At 74.1% G+C, this 22,223-nt stretch carries 19 protein-coding genes; 2 read left to right on the top strand and 17 right to left on the bottom strand.

Translation table 11 applies throughout. The features are described from left to right. Positions 1-12: 12 nt before the first annotated feature. The 10 genes from ABD067_RS21655 to ABD067_RS21610 are packed head-to-tail and all read right to left on the bottom strand — an operon-like array spanning position 13 to position 11,453. Positions 13-780: an SDR family NAD(P)-dependent oxidoreductase gene (locus ABD067_RS21655; RefSeq protein ID WP_343897486.1), complete on the bottom strand. Its 768-nt coding sequence runs from the start codon at positions 778-780 to the stop codon at positions 13-15. A 16-nt stretch (positions 781-796) separates the two neighbouring features. Beyond that, positions 797-1,513, bottom strand: coding sequence for an ABC transporter ATP-binding protein (locus tag ABD067_RS21650; protein WP_343897485.1), 717 nt, complete (start codon positions 1,511-1,513; stop codon positions 797-799). Beyond that, positions 1,510-2,277: an ABC transporter ATP-binding protein gene (locus ABD067_RS21645; RefSeq protein WP_343897484.1), complete on the bottom strand. Its 768-nt coding sequence runs from the start codon at positions 2,275-2,277 to the stop codon at positions 1,510-1,512. The genes ABD067_RS21650 and ABD067_RS21645 overlap by 4 nt, the downstream gene beginning before the upstream one ends. Next, positions 2,270-3,235 (bottom strand): branched-chain amino acid ABC transporter permease, encoded by a 966-nt coding sequence (locus ABD067_RS21640; RefSeq protein ID WP_343897483.1) that lies wholly within the window; start codon positions 3,233-3,235, stop codon positions 2,270-2,272. Before ABD067_RS21640 ends, ABD067_RS21645 begins: the two co-directional genes overlap by 8 nt. Beyond that, the gene (locus ABD067_RS21635) at positions 3,235-4,098 is read right to left on the bottom strand and encodes a branched-chain amino acid ABC transporter permease (protein ID WP_343897482.1); all 864 of its coding nucleotides are present in this window, start codon (positions 4,096-4,098) and stop codon (positions 3,235-3,237) included. Before ABD067_RS21635 ends, ABD067_RS21640 begins: the two co-directional genes overlap by 1 nt. A gap of 17 nt (positions 4,099-4,115) precedes the next feature. Continuing rightward, complete coding sequence (locus ABD067_RS21630) at positions 4,116-5,321, bottom strand: ABC transporter substrate-binding protein (protein ID WP_343897481.1); 1,206 nt, start codon at positions 5,319-5,321, stop codon at positions 4,116-4,118. A 7-nt stretch (positions 5,322-5,328) separates the two neighbouring features. Then, the gene (locus tag ABD067_RS21625; RefSeq protein WP_343897480.1) at positions 5,329-6,468 is read right to left on the bottom strand and encodes an oxidoreductase; all 1,140 of its coding nucleotides are present in this window, start codon (positions 6,466-6,468) and stop codon (positions 5,329-5,331) included. Continuing rightward, on the bottom strand, positions 6,465-7,760 hold the full coding sequence (locus ABD067_RS21620; RefSeq protein ID WP_343897479.1) for an NAD(P)/FAD-dependent oxidoreductase: 1,296 nt from the start codon (positions 7,758-7,760) through the stop codon (positions 6,465-6,467). The genes ABD067_RS21625 and ABD067_RS21620 overlap by 4 nt, the downstream gene beginning before the upstream one ends. Positions 7,761-7,764: 4 nt before the next feature. After that, a complete protein-coding gene (locus ABD067_RS21615) occupies positions 7,765-9,444 on the bottom strand; it encodes a hydantoinase B/oxoprolinase family protein (protein WP_343897478.1) in 1,680 nt (559 codons plus the stop codon). Next, positions 9,441-11,453 (bottom strand): hydantoinase/oxoprolinase family protein, encoded by a 2,013-nt coding sequence (locus tag ABD067_RS21610; RefSeq protein WP_343897477.1) that lies wholly within the window; start codon positions 11,451-11,453, stop codon positions 9,441-9,443. The genes ABD067_RS21615 and ABD067_RS21610 overlap by 4 nt, the downstream gene beginning before the upstream one ends. Before the next feature lie 81 nt (positions 11,454-11,534). On the opposite strand from ABD067_RS21610, the gene ABD067_RS21605 reads away from it, so the two are divergent. After that, entirely contained in the window at positions 11,535-12,167 is a 633-nt protein-coding gene (locus ABD067_RS21605; protein ID WP_343897476.1) for a helix-turn-helix domain-containing protein, read from the top strand. Here the strand turns inward: ABD067_RS21605 and ABD067_RS26505 are convergent. From ABD067_RS26505 to ABD067_RS21570, 7 genes are all read right to left on the bottom strand, one after another. Next, positions 12,161-12,550: a transposase gene (locus tag ABD067_RS26505; RefSeq protein WP_408871584.1), complete on the bottom strand. Its 390-nt coding sequence runs from the start codon at positions 12,548-12,550 to the stop codon at positions 12,161-12,163. The genes ABD067_RS21605 and ABD067_RS26505 overlap by 7 nt on opposite strands. Before the next feature lie 129 nt (positions 12,551-12,679). Beyond that, a complete protein-coding gene (locus ABD067_RS21595) occupies positions 12,680-13,672 on the bottom strand; it encodes a Bug family tripartite tricarboxylate transporter substrate binding protein (protein WP_343897474.1) in 993 nt (330 codons plus the stop codon). 23 nt (positions 13,673-13,695) lie between these two features. Next, positions 13,696-15,642 carry an aconitate hydratase gene (locus ABD067_RS21590; RefSeq protein WP_343897473.1) on the bottom strand — a complete coding sequence of 649 codons (1,947 nt, stop codon included), beginning with the start codon at positions 15,640-15,642 and terminating at the stop codon, positions 13,696-13,698. 221 nt (positions 15,643-15,863) lie between these two features. After that, positions 15,864-16,766, bottom strand: coding sequence for a hydroxymethylglutaryl-CoA lyase (locus ABD067_RS21585; RefSeq protein WP_343897472.1), 903 nt, complete (start codon positions 16,764-16,766; stop codon positions 15,864-15,866). Further along, complete coding sequence (locus ABD067_RS21580) at positions 16,763-18,001, bottom strand: CaiB/BaiF CoA transferase family protein (protein WP_343897471.1); 1,239 nt, start codon at positions 17,999-18,001, stop codon at positions 16,763-16,765. The genes ABD067_RS21585 and ABD067_RS21580 overlap by 4 nt, the downstream gene beginning before the upstream one ends. A gap of 93 nt (positions 18,002-18,094) precedes the next feature. After that, positions 18,095-19,051, bottom strand: a complete 957-nt coding sequence (locus ABD067_RS21575; protein ID WP_343897470.1) for a LysR family transcriptional regulator — start codon at positions 19,049-19,051, stop codon at positions 18,095-18,097. Positions 19,052-19,574: 523 nt separating this feature from the next. After that, positions 19,575-20,792 carry an ABC transporter substrate-binding protein gene (locus tag ABD067_RS21570; RefSeq protein WP_343897469.1) on the bottom strand — a complete coding sequence of 406 codons (1,218 nt, stop codon included), beginning with the start codon at positions 20,790-20,792 and terminating at the stop codon, positions 19,575-19,577. Positions 20,793-21,154: 362 nt separating this feature from the next. Between ABD067_RS21570 and ABD067_RS21565 the strand changes: the two genes are divergently transcribed. Next, on the top strand, positions 21,155-22,099 hold the full coding sequence (locus tag ABD067_RS21565; protein WP_343897468.1) for a LysR substrate-binding domain-containing protein: 945 nt from the start codon (positions 21,155-21,157) through the stop codon (positions 22,097-22,099). The last annotated feature ends 124 nt before the right edge of the window (positions 22,100-22,223 follow it).

The following is a 22,223-nucleotide window of genomic DNA, read 5'->3' as shown; positions in this document are numbered from 1 at the left end:
CGCTCCCCGTCCTCACGCGCCGCCATCGTCGGCCGGCGGGCAGCGCGCCACAAGCCAGCCGCCGTCCACCGCCAGCACCTGCCCCGTCACGAACGAGGCGTCGTCGGAGGCGAGAAAGGCGATGGCGGCCGCCACCTCCTCCGGGCGCCCGGCGCGGCGCAGCGGCGTCGGCTCCAGCATGGCGCGCCGGTAGTGCGGCCTTTGCAGGTGGCCCGCGGTCATCGCCGTTTCGATCAGGCCCGGCGCCACGGCGTTGACCGTGACGCCCTCAGGCCCGAGCTCGCCCGCGAGCTGGCGCGTGAACTGCGCGACGCCGGCCTTGGCCACGGCGTAGGCCGTGGTGCCGGGGTACCCCGCCAAACCGAACACGGAAGAGACGTTCACGACCCGCCCGCCCGGCCGCGGCAAGTGGGGCAGGCAGTCGCGCGTGACGCGCAGCACGGCCTTCAGGTTGGTGTCCACGAAGCGATCGATCAGCGCGTCGTCCGACTCGGCCAGTGGGCGCGAGCCGCCGATGCCGGCGTTGTTCACCAGGACGTCGAGCCGGCCGAACGCTTCGAGGGCCGCGGCCGCCAGGCGCCTCCCCGCGTCGGCGTCCACCACGTCGAGCCGGAGCGCCGCGCCGCCGATCCCGGCGGCGACCCCTTCGACCTCCGCCTCGCGGTCGGCGAGGAGCACCCGCGCGCCTTCGGCGGCGAGGCGCCGGGCCGTGGCGGCGCCGATGCCGCGCGCAGCGCCGGTGACGGCCGCCGCGCGACCGGTGAAACGCCCCGGCGTCATCGCGTCCTCCCCCGCTTCAAGCGTGCTCCAACGTCAGGTGCCGCGACACCACCCCGCCGGCGGCGGCCAGCGCGGCGGTGTCGCCGGCCCAGATGACCCGGCCCTCGTCCAGGATGGCGTGCCGGTCGGCGACGGCACGGCAGACGTCCAGGTTCTGCTCCACGAGCAGCATCGGCAGGCCGCCGGCCTTCAAGTTCCGCAGCAGCGCCACGAGGCGCTCGACTATCACCGGAGCCAAGCCCTCCGTCGGCTCGTCCAGGAGCAGCAGCCGCGGGCCGAGCATCAACGCGCGGGCGATGGCCAGCATCTGCTGCTCGCCGCCGGAGAGCTTGCCGCCGGGCGTCCGGCGCCGGTCGGCCAGCGCGGGGAACATCGCCCAGGCCGCTTCGGGCGACCACCGCGACGAGCGCCGGTGGGCGATGCGCAGGTTCTCCTCGACGGTCAGGGAGGCGAAGATCCCCCGGTGCTCCGGCACCAACGAAAGGCCGCTCCGGGCGATGGCGTGCGGCGGCCGGCCCAGCAGCTCCGTCCCGCCGAAGCGCGCGCTGCCCCGCACGGACGGGAGCAGGCCGCACAGGGCCCGCATGGTCGTGGTCTTCCCGGCGCCGTTGCGGCCGAGCAGCGCCACCGTCTCCGCCGCGCCCACCTCCAGCGACAGGCCGTGCAGGATGTGGCTCTTGCCGTACCAGGCGTGCAGGCCGGCGACGTCGAGCAGCGGCGCGCCGCCGTTCACGCCGCCGCCCCGGTCGAGCCGAGATAGGCCTCGCGCACCCCGGGGTCGGCGCGAATCGCGGCGGGCGGGCCTTCCGCGATGACGCGGCCCCGCGCGAGGACGGTGATCCGGTCGGAGATGTCCAGGACGACGCCCATGTTGTGCTCGATGAGGAGCACCGTGCGCGCGGGCGCCAAGCCCCGGATCAGCGCCTTGGTCCGGGCCACGTCGTCCACGCCCATGCCGGCCAGGGGCTCGTCCAGGAGCACGAGCTTCGGGTCCGAGGCCAGCGCCATGCCGATCTCCAGGGCGCGCTGGCCGCCGTGCGGCAGGCTGCCGGCCCGCGCATCGGCCCTGGCGGCCAGGCCGGTGAGGGACAGCAGCCCCTCCACCGCCTCCGCCACGCCCGGCAGGCGCGACGGGGCGTGCCAGAAGGCCCAGGCCGAGCGCCCCCGGGCCGCCTGCACCGCCAACCGTAGATTCTCGCGCACCGCGAGTTCGGCGAAGAGGTTCGTGACCTGGAAAGACCGCGACATCCCGAGCCGCGCGCGGCGGTGGGCGGGCATTCGGGTGACCTCGCGCCCAGCCAGCGTCACGGCGCCTTCGGTCGGCGGGCGCGCGCCGGTGAGCGCGTTGAACAAGGTCGTCTTGCCGGCGCCGTTGGGGCCGATGACGCTGTGGATGCCGCCCTGGCGCACCCGGAGGGACACGCCGCCGAGCGCGCGGAAGTCGCCGAAGCGCACGCCCAGGCCCTCGGCGGCCAGCAGCGGCGGCGGCTCAGGCATCCGCGGCGAGGCCTGGGACCGCGGCGGCGCGGCGGCGGGCGAGCAGTTCCTGCGCGGCGCCCCAGATGCCCCGTGGCATGAACAGCACTATGGCGATGAGCAGGAGCCCGATCAGGATCAGCCAGCGCGGCCACAGCTCGGCCAGGAACTCGGCGGCCACCACGAAGAACAGCGCGCCGACGAAGGCCCCGGCCGGGGAGCCGGCGCCGCCGATGATGGCCATCACGATCAGCCGCTCGCTCATCTCGAGCTGGATCGTGTTCGGCGGCACGAAGCCCAGGAAAAGCGTGTGCATCGCGCCCGCCAGGCCGGCGATGCCGCCCGCCAGGGCGAAGGCGGCCACCTTGAACGCGCGCGTGCCGTAGCCGAGGGCCTCCGCCCGCGCCTCGTTCTCCCGGATCGCCGCCAGCACGCTGCCGAAGGGCGACGCGAGGACGCGCTGCGCCAGGAAGAACGCGGACAGGCACAGGACGGCCAGCACGGCGTACACCGCGCCCGGCGTGTCGAGCGCCAATCCTCCGGGCAGGGAAGGGCGCGGCACCCCGGTCAGCCCGTTCTCGCCGCCCGTCACCCGGCCGGCGGCCAGGACGGCGAAGTAGCCCATTTGCGCGAAGGCGAGGGTCAGCATCACGAAGTACACGCCCCGCCGGCGCACGGAGATGAAGCCCACCAGCCCCGCCAGCGCGGCGGCGCCCAGGGTCGAGAGCAGGACCGCCGCGGCCGTGCCGAGCCCCGCGTCGCGCAGCAGCAGGCCGGAGGCGTAGGCGCCGGCGCCGAGGAACAGCCCTTGGCCGAAGGAGAGCAGCCCGACCCCGCCCAGCAGGAGGGAGCACGAGAGGGTGCCGGTGGCGAAGACCACCGCCTCGCTGGCCAGCGTGACCGTGGGCAGGACGAAGGGCAGGGCGGCCACCGCGAGCAGGAGGCCGAGCGAGGTCGGGTCGGGGAACCGGGGCTCCATCACGCCCGGCCCAGCAAGCCGGCCGGCCGCGCCAGCAGCACGAAGGCCATGGCGGCGTAGATCATCAGCCGGGCCCCTTCCGGCCACAGGCTGGACATGACGGACTGCACCACGCCGATCAGCAGCCCGCCGAGCAGCGCCCCGGCGAAGCTGCCGATGCCGCCCACCACCACGACCACGAAGGCGACGCCGAGCGCCTCCAAGCCCATGAAGGGCTCGACGCCCCGCAGCGGCGCCGCCAAGGCGCCGGCCAATCCGGCCAGGGCGCCCCCAAGCGCGAAGGCGGCCATGAACACCCGGCCCACGTCCACGCCGAGCAGGGACACCATCTCCGCGCTCTCCGATCCGGCGCGCAGGATCGCGCCGAAGCGCGTGCGCTCCAGCGCCAGCCACATCGCCAAGGCCACGGCCGCTGCGACGCCGACCACCGCGAGCCGATAGGCGGGGTACACGAAGTCGCCCAGGAACACGATGCCGGACAGGAAATCCGGCACGGGGACGTTCTTGCTGAGCGGATCGAAGACCAGGATCACCGTTTCCTGCAGGATCAGGGACAGGGCGAAGGTGACCAGGATCTGCGCCTCGTGCGGCAGCGCGTAGGTGCGGCGCAGCAGCAGCCGCTCGGAGGCGAGCGCCACCGCCCCGGCCGCGAGCGGGCCCAGCAGCAGCGCCCACAGCATGCTCCCCGTCAGCAGGCTGACGGAGTAGGCGGCGTAGGCGGCCACCAGGTAGAACGCGCCATGGGCGAAATTCACGAAGCCCATCAGGCCGAAGATCATCGTCAGCCCGACCGACAGCAGGAAGTAGATCATCCCGATGCCCAGCCCGTTCAGGAGCTGGAACAGCAGGAGTTGCGCCGACACCTCGACCGCCCGCCCGTTCAGGCCATGCGGCAGCCCGTGCGGTCGGGCGGCTGGAAGGCCTTGGTCCCGGCCAGCACCTCGGCGAAATCGTCGCGGTCGGCCATGCGCGACCGCGGCTTGCCGAGCATGAGGTAGTAATCCTTGATGACCTGGTGGTCCTCGGCGCGGACCGTCTCGGTGCCCGTCGGGCCCTCGTAGCTGAGCCCCTCCAACGCGCGAATCATGGCCGGCACGTCGGTGCTGCCGGCCTTGTTGGCGGCCTCCACCAGCAGCTGCCCGACCGCCCAGCCGCAGGCGTGGAGGTAGTTCGTCGTCTGCCCGCCGGTCTTCTGCCGGACCACGTCCTGGATCACCTTGTTCCCCGGCGCCTGCACGCCGTGCCAGTAGTTCACGCCGAAGAAGACGCCGTCGCAGATGTCGGGGCCCCACGCCTGGTACTGGTCGAGCCCGGTGGACCACGGGACCACGATCTTGGTGTTGCGCTTCATGCCGAAGGAGACGGCCTGGCGCAGCACGTCCACCGTCTGGTTGCCGAAGTTCAGGATGGCCAGCACGTCCGGCCGCGCCGCCAGCGCCGCGGTGATGTAGCCGGAGTACTCGCGCTCGCTCAGCGAGTGGTACGAGTTGCCGAGGTGCTGGCAGCCGGCTTCCTGCAGCAGCGCGCGCGTGTTGGTCAGCAGGCTCTCGCCGAACACGTACTGGCCGGTGATGGTGTACCAGCGCTTGGCCTGCGGGTTGCGCTCGATGAAGGGGCGCACCGTCGCGTTCACCGCGGTGAAGCTGGCGCCGGGCCAGCGGAAGCTCGCGCGGTTGCACTCGCTGCCCGTGGCCTCGTCCGCGCCGGCCATGTGGATGTAGATGCCGCCGGCCCGGTGGACCTCGCGCGCGACGGCCAAGGCTATCGCGCTGTTGGTGCAGCCGACGATGTGGCGCGTTCCGGCGGCCATCACCTCCTGCACGCGGCGCACCGCGCGGCCGGGGTCGCCCTGGTCGTCCAGCAGGGTGTAGTTGATGGGCACGCCGGCCGCGGTGCGGTAGTGCTCGAAGGCCCAGGTGTTGCCCTTGTTCAGCAGGTCGCCGACGTTGGCGAAGGTGCCGGACAGGGAATACACGCCCGCGACCTCCAGCCGCGCCGGCTGCGCCAGCGGGCGGCGGGACACGACGGGCGAAGCGAGCAGCGCCGTGGCGCCGGCGCCGAGCACGGTCCTGCGGTTCAGCGGCATGGCGTCGTCATCCCTCCCTTTCGGCGGCCTGCGCGGCGCGCGCGCGCTTCTCCAGCCACCAGCCCCACGACGGGGGCCACATCCCGAAGCCGCGGTCCGCGCCGAGCGCGCGGGCCGCCCGCAGCGGCCAATGCGGATCGCTCAGCGCCTCTCGGCCGATCGCCACCACGTCGGCGCGGCCCTCCGCCACGACGGCTTCCGCGAAGGCCGGCGTGGTGATGAGGCCGACCGCGGCGGTGGGCACGCCGGCCTCCGCGCGGATGCGGGCGGCGTACTCGACTTGGTAGCCCTCGGGGCGGCGCACCATGCGCGTGGTCGTCCGCTCGCCCAGGCCGCCCGAGGAGCAGTCGATCAGATCCACCCCGCGCGCCTTCAATTCGCGCGCGAGCGCCACGCTGTCCTCCAGCGACCAGCCGCCGGGCTGGTCGTCCACGCAGGACAAGCGGAAGGAAAGCGGCAGGTGCGCGGGCCAGGCGTCCCGCACCGCCTCGGCCACCCGCAGGGCCAGCCGCGCCCGCCCCGCGAAGTCGCCGCCCCAGTCGTCGTTGCGGTGGTTGGACAGCGGCGACAGGAAGCTGTGGAGCAGGTAACCGTGCGCGGCGTGCACCTCCAGAAGCCGGAAGCCCGCCTTGGCGGCGCGGCGCGCGGCCGCGGCGTAGTCGGCGACGACGGCCGCGACGCCGGCCTCGTCGAGCGCCCGCGGCGTGTGCCAGCCCGGGTTGGCCGGCACGGCGCTCGGCGCCAGCGTGGTCCAGGGAGGAGAGCCGCGCGCGGCGTCCTCCGCGGTGAGCGGCGCGTAGCCCTCCCAGGGCCGCCCGACGCTGCCCTTCCTGCCGGCGTGGATGAGCTGCGTCGCCGGCACCGCGCCGGCTTCCGCGATCATGGCGGCGATCGGCGCCAGCGCGGCCGCTTGCGCGTCGTCCCAAAGGCCGAGGTCGTGGCGGGTGACGCGCGCCTCCGGGCTGATCGCCAGCGCCTCCGTCATCACCACGCCCGCGCCGCCCAGGGCCTGCCGGCCGTAGTGCTGGCTGTGAAAGGCGGTCGGCAGGCCGTCGTCGCCCGCCATGTACTGCTGCATCGGCGAGACCATGACGCGGTTGCGGAGCGCCACGTCGCGCAGGGCGAGCGGGGAGAACAGCGCGCTCACGCCGCCCGCCCCATCCGGTCCCGCGCCCAGGCGAGCGCGATGCCCGCGGCGATCACCGGCTTCCTGGCTGCGTGCCAAGGGATCGGCGCGACGCGCGAGACGGGCAGCGGCGCTTCCGTGCCGGCGTGGAGGCGCGCCGCCAGCCAAGCGCCCATCAGCGTCGCCATCGCCACCCCCCGCCCGTTGTAGCCCAGGCCGACGAACAGGCCCGGCTCCGGTTCGTGCACCCGCGGCAGGCCGTCCAGCGTCAGCGCCACCTGGCCGGACCAGCGGTGTTCCACCGGCAGCCCCGCAACGGCCGGCAGCGTGCGCCCGAGCGCGGACGACAGCGCCGCGAACAGCGCCGGGCTCTCCGCCTCGCCCACCGCGCCGCGGCCGCCGAAGACGACGCGGCCGTCGGGCGAGCGGCGGAAGTAGAAGGCGAGGCGGCGGGTTTCCGACACGCACTCGCCGCCCGGCAGCACCGCCGCCCGCGCGGCCGGCGGCAGCGGCGCGGTCGCGACCTGGATGCTCTGCACCAGCAACAGCGTGCGCCGCAGGCCGTCCACCAAGGCGTCCGTGTAGCCGTCCGTCCCCGCGACCACCGCGCGGGCGCGCAGCCGGCCGCCGTTCGCCGTTTCCAGGAGCCAGCGGCCATCGCGCCGGGACAGCCGGACCACCGGCGACCCGCCGTGCAGCGCCGCCCCCGCGCCCCTCGCGGCGCGCGCCAGGCCGCGCACGTAGGCCAGCGGGTGCAGCGTCCCGGCGCGCCCGTCCCGCCAGCCCCCGCAGTAGCCGACGGCGCCGGTGCGGCGGGCGAGCGCGTCCGCGTCCAGCACCTCCACCGGCGCGCCCATGGCGCGCCACTCCTCGGCTCGGCGCAGCACGCGCGGCAGCGCCGCCGGGGCGTGCGCCGCCTGTATCCAGCCAGCGCGCACCGGCGCGCAGCGGATCTGGTGCCGCTCCGCGCGGTCGAACACCGCGTCGGCCGCGCCGCCGACCGCGCGCGCCAGGGCCACGCCGCGCTCCTCCCCGAAGCGGGCCGCCAGCTCGGACGGGTCGAGCTTCACGCCCGGGATGACTTGCCCGCCGTTGCGGCCGGAGGCGCCCCAGCCTATCCCCCGCGCCTCCAGCACCGCGACCCGCGCGCCCGCCTCGGCCAGCGACAGCGCGGCGCTGCAGCCGGTGATGCCGCCGCCGATGACGGCCGCGTCCACCTCCGCCTCGCCCCCGAACGGCGGCGCGGGCGGCGCCGGCTCCTCGCAGGTGGCGCTCCAGAGCGAGCGGTCGTGGCTGTCGGCCGAGAGCGCCATGGGGCTAGGCCACCGCCGCCGCCGGTGCGGCGCCCGCGGCGGTGGCGAGGCCGTCCGCCAGATCGTCCTCAGCCATCGCGGCGGGGCGGAGCGCGGGGTCGCCGTAGCCGCCCCCGCCGCCGGGGGCCATCGTCACCACGTCGCCGCGCAGGAGGTCCACCTGGTCCTTGGACCGCACCCGCATGCGCTGCCCCCCGCGCAGCACCTCGCAGTAGCCCGTCTCGCCGGCGGCGGCGCCGAAGAGCCCCTCGGCCGGCCGCCGGAAGCGGTCGCTGTAGATGGACAGCCGCACGCCGTCCGCCAGGATCTCGTAGGACCGCAGGAAGCCGGTGCCGCCTCGGCGCGCCCCGGCGCCGCCGCTGTCGGGCCGCAACGCGTAGCGCGTCACGCGGAAGAAGGGGAAGTCCTGGTCCAGCGCCTCGACCGGCGTGTTGGAACAGTTCGACAGGGGGTTGTCCACGGCGTCGCAGCCGTCCGTGTCGGCCGACGCGCCGTAGCCGCCGCCGAAGACCTCCAGGTACACGGACCAGCCGCCCGGCCCCAGGTGCGCCAGGCAGAAGGATGTGGTGGTGTCGTAGCCCGGCGCGATCACCCTCTCCGGCACGGCTTGCGCGAGCGCGCGCATGACCGCGTTCCAGGCCCGCGAGCACGCCTCCATCCGCGCCCGCACCGGCGCCGGGTGGCGCGGGTTCAGCAAGCTGCCCTCCGGCGCCGACACCGCGATCGGCCGCATGGCGCCGTCGTTGAACGGGATGTCGGGGCTGGTGAGCGCCGCCTTCACGCAGGACACGGCCGCCGAGACCGTTGACGCGAAGGGCGCGTTCAGCGTGCTGCGGACCTGCGGCGCCGTGCCCGCGAAGTCCACGGACAGGGAGTCGCCGGACACGGTGACGGTGGCGCGCACCGGCAGGGGCGCGTCCGAGAGGCCGTCGTCGTCCACCGCGTCCTCGCCGGTGTAGATCCCGTCGGGCACGGCGGCGATGGCGGCGCGCATCCGCGCTTCCGAATAGTCCTGCAACGCCGCCATGGCGGCGAGCACCTTCTCGGCGCCGTGCCTGTCCGCCAGTTCGCGGACGCGGAGCGCGCCGACCGCGTTGGCCGCCATCTGCGCATCGAAGTCGCCCATGGTCTGGTGCGGCACCCGCACGTTGGCGCGGAGCAGCCGCTGGAAGGCGCCGCCCTTGCCGTCCGGCCCGTGCCAGTCGCGCGCCATGCTCAGCTTGAGCGGCGGCACGATCAGCCCCTCGGCGTAGACGTCCGCGGCCAGCGTGTTCAGGCCCGGGTTGCCGCCGCCGAGGTCCAGGTGGTGCGCGACGGAGGCGGCGAAGCCGAGCACGCGCCCGCCGTGGAGGATCGGGTGGAACAGGAAGACGTCCTGGAGGTGCTGGCCGCCCGAGTACGGGTCGTTGATGGCGACGAAGTCGTCTTCGGTGAATTCCTCGGGCGGGTAGAGCGCGGCGCAGGCCGCGAAGATGCGCCCGATGGTGCCGAGCTGCATGGGGATCAGCTCGGCCTGCGCGACCGTCTGCCCCCGGGCGTCCAGCACCGCCGCGGAGCCGTCGCGCGCCTCGCGCAGGATGGTGGAGTAGGCGGAGCGCACGAGCTTCGCCCCCATCTCCCGCGCGGCGGCGACGAGGGACTGGCTCAGCACGGCGTATTCGACCGGGTCCAGGGCAGACGTCATGCCGCCGACCTCCGCAGGAGCGTGTTGCGCGCCGCGTCACGGACGGCGGTCCAGCCCGGCGGCACCCAGGTGGTCGAGGAGTAGCCCTCGATGAGGGCGGGGCCGTGCAGGGGCGCCCCGGCGGGCAGAGCGGCCGCGTCCACCAGCCGCGCCCGCGCGCGCCCCCCGTCCGGCAGCGCCACCTCGGCCTCGGGCGGCCTCGCCAGGCCGGACGCGCGCTCCCGCGGCTCGGGCAGCGCGTCGAGCCGGCGGCGCACGCCGTAGCGCAGGCCGACCACCTCGACCCTGCGGCCGGGCTCGCCGCCGTGGAGGTAGACTCGGCGGTGGGCCTCGGTGAAGCGCTCCGCCAGGCCAGCGGCGGTGAGGCCGGCGGTCTCGACGGCGACGGGGATCTCGAAGGCTTGGCCGACGAAGCGCATGTCGGCCTCCAGGCTGTCCTCCACGGTGTCGCCGAGCCCGAGGCCCCGGAACTCCTCCAGCGCCTGGGCGCGCAAGGCGGCGTGGGCGCGGCGCAGCGCGTCCGGCGCGTCGCCGTCCAGCGGCATGCGCCGGGTGGCGCCGTAGACCTTCAGGTAGTCCGCCGAGAGCAGGCCGAGCGCCGAGACGACGCCGGGGTTGGGCGGCACCAGGATCTCGCTCAGCCCGAGCTCCTCGGCGATCTCGGCGGCGAGCAGCGGCCCGGCGCCCCCGAAGGGCAGCAGCGCGCAGTCGCGCGGGTCGCGCCCCCGCTCGGTGGAGACGAGCTGGATGGCGCGCACGATGTTGGCGACCGCGAGCCTGATGGCCGCCGCCGCGGCCCCAGCCACGTCGGTGCCGAGGCGGGCCGCCACCTCCGCGAAGGCGCGGTGGGCCGCCCCGGCGTCCAGCCGCATGGCCCCGCCGAGAAAGGCGTCCGGCCGGATGGTGCCGCGCACCACGTGCGCGTCCGTCACCGTCGGCAGCGAGCCGCCGCGGCCGTAGCAGGCCGGGCCGGGTTCGGCGCCGGCGCTGCGCGGGCCGACGCGCAGCATGCCGCCGTCGTCGATCCAGACCAGGCTGCCGCCGCCCGCGCCCACCGAGACGATGTCCAGCACCGGCGTGCGGATGGGCAGCCCGTCCACCTCGGTCTCGGGCGCCAGCGACGGCTCGCCGCCGCGCACCAGCGAGACGTCGGTGGAGGTGCCGCCCATGTCGAAGGTTATGAGGTCGCCCCGGCCCGAGCGCGCCGCCTGCCGCACCGCGCCCACAACACCGGCGGCCGGGCCGCTGAAGAGCGCGGTGATCGCGCTGCGGCGCATCGCCGCGGCGGGCAGCCGGCCGCCGTTCGACTGCATGACGCTGAAGCGCCCGGCGAAGCCCGCGCGGCCGAGCGCCGCCTCGAAGCGGTCGAGGTAGCCGTCGATCACCGGCTGCACGTAGGCCGAGAGCGCGGTGGTGGACGCGCGCTCCCACTCGCGGAACTCCGGCGCGACCTCGTGGCTGCACGCGACCCGCAGCCCCGGCAGGGCCGCGGCGAGGAGGTCGCGCAGCCGCGCCTCGTGCGCGCCGGAGGCGTAGGCGGACAGCAGGCAGATCGCCACGGCCTCGTAGCCGCCGGCGGCGAGGGCCGGGACCAGGTCGCGCGCCACCGCCGCCTCGTCGAGCGGGGCCAGCACGGCGCCAGAGGCGTCGAGCCGCTCCGCCACCTCGAAGCAGTCGCGGCGGCGCACCGGCGGCGCCGGCTTGCGGTAGCGGAGGTCGTAGATGCTCCGCCGGTCGTGGCGCTGGAGGAAGAGGATGTCGCGGAAGCCGGCGGTGGCGACGGAGGCGACGCGGGCGCCCCGCCGCTCCAGGATCGCGTTGGTGGCGACGGTCGAGCCGTGCACCAGGTCGGACACGTCCGAGGGGGCGATGCCGGCGACCGACAAGGCGCCGAAGGCGCCGACGTCCGGGCTGCGCGGCGTGCTCGGGACCTTGGCGACGCCGACACCGCCGCCGCTGACGGCGACGAGGTCGGTGAAGGTGCCGCCGACTTCTATCCCTACCCGCATGCCCGGTACCGTCGCATCCGCGCTTCCCGATCGGCTCGAGTTGCGGCTAGCCTAGCGCCGACGCCGACGGGTGCAACCGCGTTGAAAAGAATCGGCACTGATTTTCAGGATGGCGAGAGGAAGCGCAGGCAGGCTGCAACCCCGGCGCGATCGGCGGCCAGTCCAGAGGTCGGCTCCGCTCTGCGGCGGCTCCGGCGCCAGCGCCGGCTGACGCTGCAGGACCTGTCCGGGGCTTCGGGCGTCTCCGTCGGCATGCTGAGCCAGATCGAGCGCGGCGTCGCGTCGCCGTCGCTCCGCAGCCTGCTGCGCGTCGCCGAGGCGCTGGAGGTGCCCGTGGGCTGGCTGTTCGACCCGCCGCGCGCGGCGGGTCCGGGCCCGGCATGGGTGCTGCGGCGCCCGCACCGGCGCAGCGTGGCCTTCGGCGACGAGGGGATCACCAAGGAGCTGCTCGCGCCGCCGGGGGAGGGTGCCATCGAGCTCCTGCTGGTCACGGTGCAGCCGGGCGGGTCGTCGGGCCCGACCTCCTACACGCACGCCGGCGAAGACGCGGGCGTGGTGCTCGAGGGCGCCCTGTGGCTGGAGGTTGACGGCGAGACCGCGACCCTTGAGGCCGGCGACGCCTTCCGCTTCGCCAGCAGCAAGCCGCACCGCTTCGGCAACGCGGGAGCGTCGCGCGCCTTGGTGTTGTGGGCGTTGACGCCTCCCTTCTACTGACTCGGAAGGGCGCAGCGCCTTCCGGCGATCGGTCGCGCAGGAGGCGATGGCGGCGCTCGGGACTTGGGGAAGAAATCACGCCCGGACGACGCGGGAAAACTTCGGGCCGTGCCTCTGTCCAGAGCGCTCCCGCCCCGACCTGAGGACGGCGGGACGGTCAGCGCCAAGCCGGGCAGCGCGGAGATGGGGCCGACCAAGCCCTCCGCCTGCCGCAGCGCCAGCCGGTACACGGCCCTGACCGTGAGCGCCGCAGCGATGGCGGCGTCCGAGAAGGTGTGGCGCCCCGCCAGCGCCCGCCACCAAGCGGCCGCGTCGGGCGAGACCCAAACGGTGATGGCACCGCGGCGCGCGAGCGCCCGGTCGTAGGCGGCCCGGTCCCGCACCGCGTAGCGCGCACGCCCGCGTCTCCGACCCCGACCCGCCACCGCCGTCACCCCGATGCTCCCCTGCGGTGTCGAGCCGAGCCCATCCTGGTGGAAGCCGCAACCCGGATGCACCAAAGCCTCCTCCGCCTACTCGGCCTTGATGTTCGCGGACCGGATGATCGGGATCCACCGCTCGGCCTCGCGCCGAATGAAGGCCGCGAAGGCTTCGGGCGTGCCGCCGACGAACTCGGCGCCCTGCGTCCGGGCCAGGTTCTCTTGCACCTCCGGCCGGCCGATGATGGCGTTGAACACTTCGTTGATCCGCAGGACGAAGTCGGGCGCCATGCCCGCCGGGCCGGCGATGCCGTGCCACGTCGTCGCCACAAAGCCCGACAGCGTCGCGGCGATGGGCGGCACGCCCGGAAGCGCCGCGATCGGCGCGGGGTTCGCGACGCCCAACGCCTTGACCTTGCCCTCCTGGACGAAGGGCAGGGCGGAGGAGACGGAGATGATCGCCCAGTCCGTTTCCTTCGCCACGAGGGAGCGCAGCACCTCGGCCCCGCTGCGGTACTGCACCGCTTCCGACCGCGCGCCGGACTGCGACAGGAACAGCTCGTCCGCGAGGTGCGTCGGGTGGCCGACGGAGGGGGCCGCGTAGGTCAGGGGCTGGCGGCGCGACTTCGCCAGCGCGACGAGCGCTGCCACGTCGTCCGCGCCGAGGTCGGCGCGCGTGATGAGCACGAGGGGCAGGTTCACGAGGTGGACGATCGGCGTGAAGGCGCGGAGCGGGTCGTAGGAGAGCGCGGGGATGAGCTCCTTCCCGACCGCGTTCGGCCCCATGTCCGCGACCATGAGGTTGTAGCCGTCCGGTCGGGCCGTTGCGACCGCGCCGCCCCCGATGGTTCCGCCGCCGCCCGAGCGGTTCTCGACGACGAGCGAACCGCCACCGGCGGCCTGCGGGAAGGGCTGGGCGACGACGCGGGCCAGCGTGTCCGCCGCGCCGCCGGGGCCGAATGGCACGACCAGCCGCACCGGGCGGTTCGGCCACGCGCCTTGAGCGCGGGCGGCGAACGGGACGGCGGTCGCCGCCCCGAGGCCGAGCAGGCGGGCGATGCCGCGGCGGGTGATGTCCAACGCCACCTTCTTCTCCTCCCTGTGGACCGTCAGGCCGCGAGCCGATCGCGCAGCCAGTTTATTACGCCGCCCGCGAGCAGGAGTTCGACCTGCCGGGGCGAGAGGGCGTGCCGCAGCCGGACCGTCGTGCCGTCCGCGCGCGTCGCCGCCACCTCGGGCCCTGCGCGGAGGGCCGCGTGCAGCCCCTCGAAGCGCAGCGTCTCGCCCCTCGTCAGCCGGTCGTGGTCCGCCGGGTCCGCGAAGGTCAGCGGCACGACGCCGAAGTTGATCAGGTTCTGCCAGTGAATGCGTGCGAAGGAGCGCGCAAGGACGACGCGCAGCCCGAGGTGGCGCGGGGCGAGGGCCGCGTTCTCCCGGCTCGACCCCTGGCCGTAATTGTTGCCCGCCACGATTGCGTGGCCGCCCGCGGCGAGCGCGGCGCGGGCGCGCGTCGGGTACTCCGCGTCCACCCCCCCGTACATGAAGCCGCAGAGACGGGGGATGTTGCTCCAGTAGGGCATGACGCGGTTGCCCGCCGGGACGATGTCGTCGGTCGAGATGTCGTCGCCCACCTTCAGCGCGACCGGCAGGACGAGGGTGTCAGGCACGGCGCCGAGGGCGGGGATGGAGGCGATGTTCTCCGTCTTCTCCAACCGGACGACGTTCGACTCCGCCGCGGGCAGAGGCGGGACGAGCATGGAGGCGTTCACCCTGGGCTTCGCGGGCGGCGCCACCCGAGGGTAGGGCATGCCGAGCGTCCGCGGGTCCGTGATGACGCCGGTGAGCGCGGAAGCCGCTGCCGTTTCGGGCGAGCAGAGGTAGACGCTGTCCTCCCGTGTGCCGGAGCGGCCCGGGAAGTTCCGCGGCACGGTGCGCAGCGAGATGCGACCGGTCGCTGGCGCCTGTCCCATGCCGATGCAGCCGTTGCAGCCGGCCTGGTGCAGCCGCGCGCCCGCCGCGACGAGGTCGCCCACCAGCCCCTCCGCCGCGAGGTTCTCCAGCACCTGCCGGGAGGACGGATTGATGTCGAGCGAAACGCGGTCGTGCGCGACGCGGCCCCGGACCGTGTGGGCGACGACCGCGAAGTCCCGGTAGCCCGGATTGGCGGAGGACCCGATGTAGGCCTGGTAGATCTCGCGGCCCGCCGCCTCCCGCACCGAGACGACGTTGCCGGGCGAAGACGGGAGCGCGATCAGCGGCTCCAACGCGGAAAGGTCGATTTCCTCCTCCGCGTCGTAGGCCGCGCCGGGGTCGGCGGTGAACGCGGTGAAGTCGCCCTCGCGCCCCTCGGAACGGAGGTAATCGCGCACTGCGTCGTCGGCGGGGAAGACGGTCGTCGTGCAGCCCATCTCCGCGCCCATGTTGGCGATCACGTGGCGGTCCATCGCCGAGAGACAGGCGAGGCCGGGGCCGTGGTACTCGAAGATCCAGCCCACCCCGCCTTCGGTCCCGTGCCGGCGCAGCATGGCGAGGACCACGTCCTTCGCGCTCACCCAGTCCGGCAGCGCGCCGGTGAGGCGGATGCCGCGCACGCGGGGCATCCGCAGCCGCAGCGGCTCGCCCGCCATCGCCAGCGCCACGTCCGCGCCGCCCGCGCCGAAGGCGAGCATCCCCATCGCGCCCGCCGCCGGTGTGTGGCTGTCCGAGCCGACGAGCACGTCGCCCGGCTTGCCGAAGCGGGCGAAGTGGACGGGGTGGGAGATGCCGTTGCCCGGGCGGGAGTACCACACCCCGAAGCGCTGGCAGGCCGAGCGGAGGAACAGGTGCTCGTCCGCGTTCATGTGGTCGGTCTGGACCAGGTTGTGGTCCACGTACTGCGCGGCGAGGCCGACGCGCACTCTGTCGAGCCCCATCGCCTCGAACTCGAGCATCGCTAGGACGCCGAGCACGTCCTGCAGGAGCACCTGGTCCACCTTCAGCGCGATCTCCGCGCCCGGGACCGGGTCGCCCTCGACGACGCGCGAGCGGATGAGCTTCTGGGTCAGGTTCAGCGCCATGGGCAGCGTAGTCCTCCGGTCGGGCCGCCTCGCGGCCTCTCGTTGCCGTATCCTTCACCACGAGACACGGCGCATCGCCATACGCGATGCGGCAAGGCAGGTTTCGCGGCGACCGGCCGTTGAGGGCGACGCGCACGGTCATCGGCCGTCGCCTCCCGACCCCTCAGGGGACTGCCATCTCGTTCGGGAAACCTGCCCGCCGCGCCGCCCGCGGCCCGCGTTCACGATGCCGCGCAGATCCCCGCCAGCGCCGCCCGCACCCGGCCGCCCGGCGCGGCGCCGGGCAGCGCCGCCGCCCGCGCCGCGACCGCGACGAGCGCTTCGAGACCCACCCCCGTCGCCACCCCCATGCGCCGGAACATCCAAGCCACGTCCTCCGTTGCGACGTTGCCGGTGGCGCCGGGCGCGAAGGGGCAGCCGCCGAGGCCGCCGAAGGCCGCGTCGAAGACCGCGATCCCCGCGCGCCACGCCGCCGCGACGTTCGCAAGGCCAAGGCCGTAGGTGTCGTGGCCGTGGAAGGCCCAGCGCGTCCGCCCCTCGAAGCGCGCGAGGCATTTCAAAACGAGGGAGAAGACGTGGTTGGGGTCCGCGCGGCCCGTGGTGTCGCACAGCCCGACCTCCACGTCCTCGCGGTGCGCCAGCAGTCCGTCGAGGCGCGAGAGCACGAGATCCTCCTCCACCCGCCCGTCGAAGGGGCAGTCGAAGGAGGTCGCGAGGTTCAGCCGGACCTTCACGCCCGCGGGCAGGCCCGCGACGATCTCGCCGTAGTCGCGGACAGAGGCGGCGACGTCGCGGCGCACGTTCGAGCGGTTGTGCGCTTCCGACGCCGAGACGACGTAGGCCAGGTGGCGGGCGCCCGCCTCCAGCGCGAGCGCGACGCCCCGCGCGTTCGGGACCAGCACCTGCGCGTCGAGGCCGTCCAGGCGCGCCGTGCGGCGCAGGACCTCGCCTGTGTCGCGGAGCTGCGGGACGGCTTTCGGGTTGACGAAGGACCCGATCTCGATCCGCCGCAGGCCCGCGGCGTGGGCGTCCTCGACGAAGGCGACCTTCTCCTCCGTCGGTATGAAGGGGCCGATGGGTTGGAAGCCGTCGCGCGGGGCGACCTCGACGAGCGTCGCCCTCACAGCACGCCCCCCTCGCGCAGCGCCGCGATGTGGGCGGGTTCGTAGCCCAGCATCTCGCCGAGCACCGCGTCGTTGTCGGCGCCGACCGCCGGGCCGGTGGAGCGCGGCGCGTTCGGCACGCCGTCCACGCGCGGCACCACGCCCGGGTGCAGGATCGGTCCGAGCAGGCCGTCCTCCACCTCCTGCACCATGCCGCGGGCGCGCATCTGCGGGTCGGCGGCGATGTCGGCCACGGTGAAGACCCGCGTGTGCGGGATGTTCGCCTCGCGCAGCGCCGTCTCCAGCGCCTCGGCGTCGAGCGTGCCGGTCCAGGCGTTGATCAGGCCGTCCAACTCGCGTGCGTTCGCCACGCGATGCTGGTTGCCGACGAAGCGCGGATCTTCCGCGAGGTCCGGCCGTCCCATCAGCCCGGCGAGCTTGCGCCACAGCGGGTCGGAGTTGCCCGCGATGAGCACCCAGATCCCGTCGCGCGAGCGGTAAGCGTTGGAAGGCGCCGCGGTCGCGATGGCGCCGCCCGTCGGCTGCCGCACCGTGCCGAGCGTGCCGTATTCCGGCAGCGCGCCTTCCAGCAGGGAGAAAACGGATTCCGTCAGCGCGACGTCGATGTCCCCGCCCGCGCCGGTCCGCGCCCGCCGCAGCAGCGCCGCGACGACGCCGAGCGCGGCGTAGATGCCCGCGACCGAGTCCCCGATGGAGACGCCGACGCGAACGGGCGGCAGGTCCGTCGTGCCGGGGGCGTGGTTCGTCAGGTGGCGCAGGCCGCCGATAGCCTCGCCGATCACGCCGAAGGCCGCCTTGTCGCGGTCCGGCCCGTCCTGTCCGTAGCCGGAGATGCGGGCGATGACCAAGTCGGGGCGCGCGGCGCGCAGCGCCTCCTCGCCCAACCCCAGCTTCGCCAACTGCCCGGGCCGGTAGTTCTCGACCAGCGCGTCGCAGCCGCGGACGAGGTCCAGCACCACTTCCCGCGCGCCGGGCTTCTTCAGGTCCAGCGAGATGCAGCGCTTGTTGCGCGCGTGCACGCTCCACCAGGGAGCGGACCCCTTGTAGCGGGCCCCCCACTGCCGCACCGGGTCGCCCGCCGGCGGCTCCACCTTGATCACCTCGGCGCCGAGGTCGGCGAGGAGCCGGGTGGCGAAAGGGGCGGCGACGTAGTGGCCGAGTTCGAGGATGCGGAACCCGGCCAGCGGGGCACGGGCGTCGGCCTGGCCAGCGACGGATGTATGGGAGATGTCCATGGCGGGGCTTCCTCCGGCGTCGTTGGCCCGTTCCATGCCGCGCCGCGTGCCCCGCCCGCCATGCCCTTTCCGGCAAGGCAGGTTTCGCGGGTTTCAGCCCGGCGGGCGGGTCAGGTGCGCGATGAGGACCCGGGCCGCCGCCGAAAGCGTCCGCGGCGCGCGGGTGACGATGACGAGGGGGCGCGCCGCCCAGGGATCGGAAAGGGGCCGCAACCCGATCCGCATCGCCGCCGCGTAGGGCTTCGCCGCCGTGGCGGGAAGGATCGCGACGCCCAGCCCCGCCTCCACCATGCGCCGCACGCCGTCGAAGCCCGACACGTTCACCCGCTCGTTCAAGGCGAGGCCTTGCGCCGCTGCCCGTGCACGGTAGAGCTTTTGGAGGGCCGTCTCCTCGGACTGGCCGACGAAAGGCACGCCGTCGAGGTCGGCGAGGGCGAGCGTCTCCCGATCGAGCAAAGGATGTCCTTCCGGCAGCACCACCACGAGCCGCTCCTCCCGCCATCGGGTCGCGTGCAACCCCGGCGCGGGCAGCGTGCCGGAGACGAGGCCGAGGTCCGCTGCCCCGGACGCGACGGCGCGGAGGATGTCGGCCGTGTAGCGCTCCTTCAGCGTCAGGCGGATGCCGGGATGGGCGGGGAGGAAGCCGGCGAGCGCCTCCGGCAGGAAACCGGAGACGGCGGACATGTTCGCCTGCAGCCGGACGTGGCCGCGCTCGCCCGCGGCGAAGGCGTCCATGTCGGCGCCTATCCGGTCGAGCAGGTCGAAGAGGGCGACGAGGTGCGTCATCAACGCCTCTCCCGCCGCCGTCGGGGTCACGCCGCGGTCGTGGCGTCGCAGAAGGGTGGTGCAGAGGCGCTCCTCCAACTCCACGATGCGGCGACTCGCGGCCGAGAGGGCGATGGCCTCGCGCTCCGCCGCGGCGGCGAGGGAGCGCTCCTCCACGGCGGCCCGGAACAGGCGAAGGCTCGTCGGGTCCAGGCGGCGGGCGATGGCGCCGCCGCGGAGCGTCTCGTTGCGGGCGGGCGGACGGGGTACGGACGGGGCGGACATGGGCTCTCCGGGAACGGCGGGAGCATAACGGCCCCGCGCGGGCCCTGGCACGATGCCTTGGAAGCTTGCCGGACCGCCCTTCCTCTCTGCCAGCGGCCTCCGGGCGATGCTCCCGCCGCGAACGGCGGTCGGCTTGCGGCCTTCGCCGATCCTGCCCGGGGACAGGTGATCGCCGGGCTCGCGGCCTCCCTGGCCCATCCACCGCATGACAGCGTTCCGGGTCTGCTCGGTCGGCTCGAACCACGCCGGGCGGTCCGTCTCTCGCCGCGGCACCGTGGCGCGCGGCGGCAAAGCAGCCAAAGCCTGCCCAACGCCAAAACCAAGTGCACGGCTGTGACCGGGAAGCCAGCAGCTCAACATCCCGCAGGCCCGGGCCAGACGCATGGCGGAGCCGGACGACATCGGCGAAGGCCCCGGCCTGCCGTGGCAACGCCCTCCAGCCTAGCGAACGGCGACGCCGGCGACCGGGGCAGGGGATGCGCGGGCGGCCCGATCGCCCGCGCTCACGGTTCGGTCGTCCTGCTCAATTCGTCAGTGCCGCGCAGCCGCTCTTCTCGGCCGGCAGGAACAGCTTATCGCCGGGGATCGTCTCAACTATCCGGTACAGGTCGGCCGGCGACGTCGACTCCCTCGGCCGCTTCACCTCGGCGAGGTAGAGGTCCATCACCACGCGGCCGTTCGGCTGGATGCGCGGGTTGCTCAGCATGCCGTCGGTGAACGGCAGCTCCCGCATCGCCTTGTTGACGGCCGCGGCGTCGTCCGAGCCGACCGCCGCCACCGCTTGCAGGTAGTGCAACGTCGAAATGTAGGCCATCACGTGGCCCATGTCCGGCACGACGTTGTTGTTGCGCGCCATCATCCGCCGGCTGAAGGCGCGCGTCGCGTCGTTGAGGTCCCAGTAGAAGTTGACCGCGAAGCGCAGGCCCTGCGCGGTCTCGAGACCCATCGCTACGACGTTGTTCACGAAGACCAGCATCGCGGTGACGTTCTTGATGCCGTACTCCTTGGCCTGCTTGACCGAGTTGACGAGGTCGGGGCCGGCGTTGGCGAGCGCGATCACGTTGGCGCCGGAGGCGCGCGCCTGGAGCAGCGGAGCGGACATGTCGGCCGTGGCGAGCGGGTGCCGCACCTGCCCGATGACGGAACCGCCCGCCGCCTGGACGGCGCGGGTCGCGTCGGCGGCGAGGTCGTGCCCGAAGGCGTAATCGACGACGATCAGGAACCACTTGTTGCCGCCGGCCTTGACTGCCGGCTCGGCTATGGCGCCGGCCAGCTCGCCGGTCGACACCGCCCATTGCGTGGAGAAGGGCGAGCAGGCGCGGCCCGAGAACGACGCCGCGTAGTTGCCGGTGACGAGCGTGGTGACCTTGCGCTCCTTGGCGAAGTTCTGCACGGCCAGGCCCACCGCGCTGGAGCCGCCAAGGATCAGGGCGAATGCGCCCCGCTGGTCGACGAGTTGCCGGGCAAGGCTCGATCCCACGTCCGGCTTGGTCTGGTGGTCGACGGCGACGACCTCGACCGGCCGCCCGAGCACCCTGCTGCCGAAGTCCTCGACGGCCATCCGCGCCGCGAGCACGGTGTTCGGGCCGCCGTTCCCGGAGTACGTCCCCGAGAGGTCCTCGACGACGCCGATGCGGAACGGCTGCTGCTGCTGCTGCGCGCGCGCGGGCGCCACGGCGCCGAGGGTGGGCAGGCCGGCCATGGCCTTCAGGAATCGTGACCGCGAAAGGCTCAGTGTCATGAGGCGTCTCCACTTCCTAGACGCGCGTGCGACGGCCAGCCGGACGCGACCGCGAAGCGCGCTTCCTGTTTGTCTCTCGTTCTTCGGCGCTAGGCGACCCGGAATCGCAACGACTTGGTCGAGCCCGACCACCGGCGCTTCACGCTGGCTGACCGCCGGGCGCGCGGCCAATACAGTTTTGCTGCCAACCCCATATGCCGCCGTTATGAGGCCGGCAGGGCCGTCGGCCGTGGCGCGTGGGACGGCCCAAGAAGGTCGTTGCGCTCGAAGCGCGAAGGCGGCCCCTCGGAGTTGCTGGGGCGCTGCGCCGCGCTGCTACGCTGCCGCGAACGGGTGCGCCGACGCCCGGTCGGGAGGCGGGCGTGGACCTGAGGCAGCTTCGTTACTTCGTGGCCATCGTTCAATGCGGCTCGATCTCGCGCGCCGCGTTGCATCTGGGCGTCGCGCAGCCCGCGCTGAGCCTGCACATCCGCAACATGGAGCTGGAACTCGAGACCCCCCTCCTGTTCCGGACCCCGCTCGGCGTCCAAGCCACGGAGGAGGGGACGGCCCTGTTCCGCAACGCGCGCGCGATCCTCGACCAGTTCGAGATGGCCCGGCAGGAGATCAAGGGGAGGGCGGCCGAGCCCTCGGGCGAGGTGCGCGTCGGCCTGCCCAGCAGCGTCAGCCAGATCCTCGGCGTCCCGCTGGTGTTGGCGGCGCGGGAGCGGGTGCCCAAGGTCACCCTCTGCGTGGCCGAGGCGATGAGCGGCTACGTGCTGGACTGGCTGAGGCAAGGCCGCGTCGATTTCGGCCTGCTGTACCAGCCCGTGGAGGACCGGAACCTGCGGTCCGTGCCGCTCTTGTCCGAAACGCTGGTGCTGTTCGGGCCCGTCGAAGCGCCCATGGGCGTGGCCTCGCCGCCGGAGGGGCCGGTACCGTTCGCGCGCTGCGCCGGCCTGCCCCTCATCCTCCCGAGTTCCGGCCACGGCCTGCGCGACCTCGTCGAGGAGGCCGCCGCCGCGCGGGGCGTCCGCGTCGCACCGGTCGTCGAGATCGACGCCTACACCGGCATCAAAGCGCTGGTCGAACGGCGGCTCGGGTTCTCGATCCTCCCCGCCTACGCGGTCCGGGGCGAGGTCGCCGAGAACCGGCTGCGGGCTTGGCCGTTCGACCCTCCGCTGGCGCGGACGGTGCACCTCGCGGAGCCGACCGACCGGCCGTTGTCGCACGCGGTCAAGGCGGTGGAGCGCCTGTGCACGGAGACGCTCCGCGACCTCGTCGGGGCCGGCGCCTGGAGTTCCGCGCGAATGCTCGAAACCGAGTGACGGCCGCCATACCGCGCCCTTATGCGGGGGAGCACAATTTACTCTTTGCCGGCGGCGGCCGACCGCCCAATTTCGGCGGCAAGGGACGCGGAAAGCGCCTGCGTGCGAGGGAGGACGCGCTGCG

The organism is Craurococcus roseus, assembly GCF_039523795.1.
GTDB classification, from domain to species: domain Bacteria; phylum Pseudomonadota; class Alphaproteobacteria; order Acetobacterales; family Acetobacteraceae; genus Craurococcus; species Craurococcus roseus.
The sequence above is the reverse complement of the archived record's forward strand: the minus strand, read 5'-3'. Positions and strand labels throughout refer to the sequence as shown.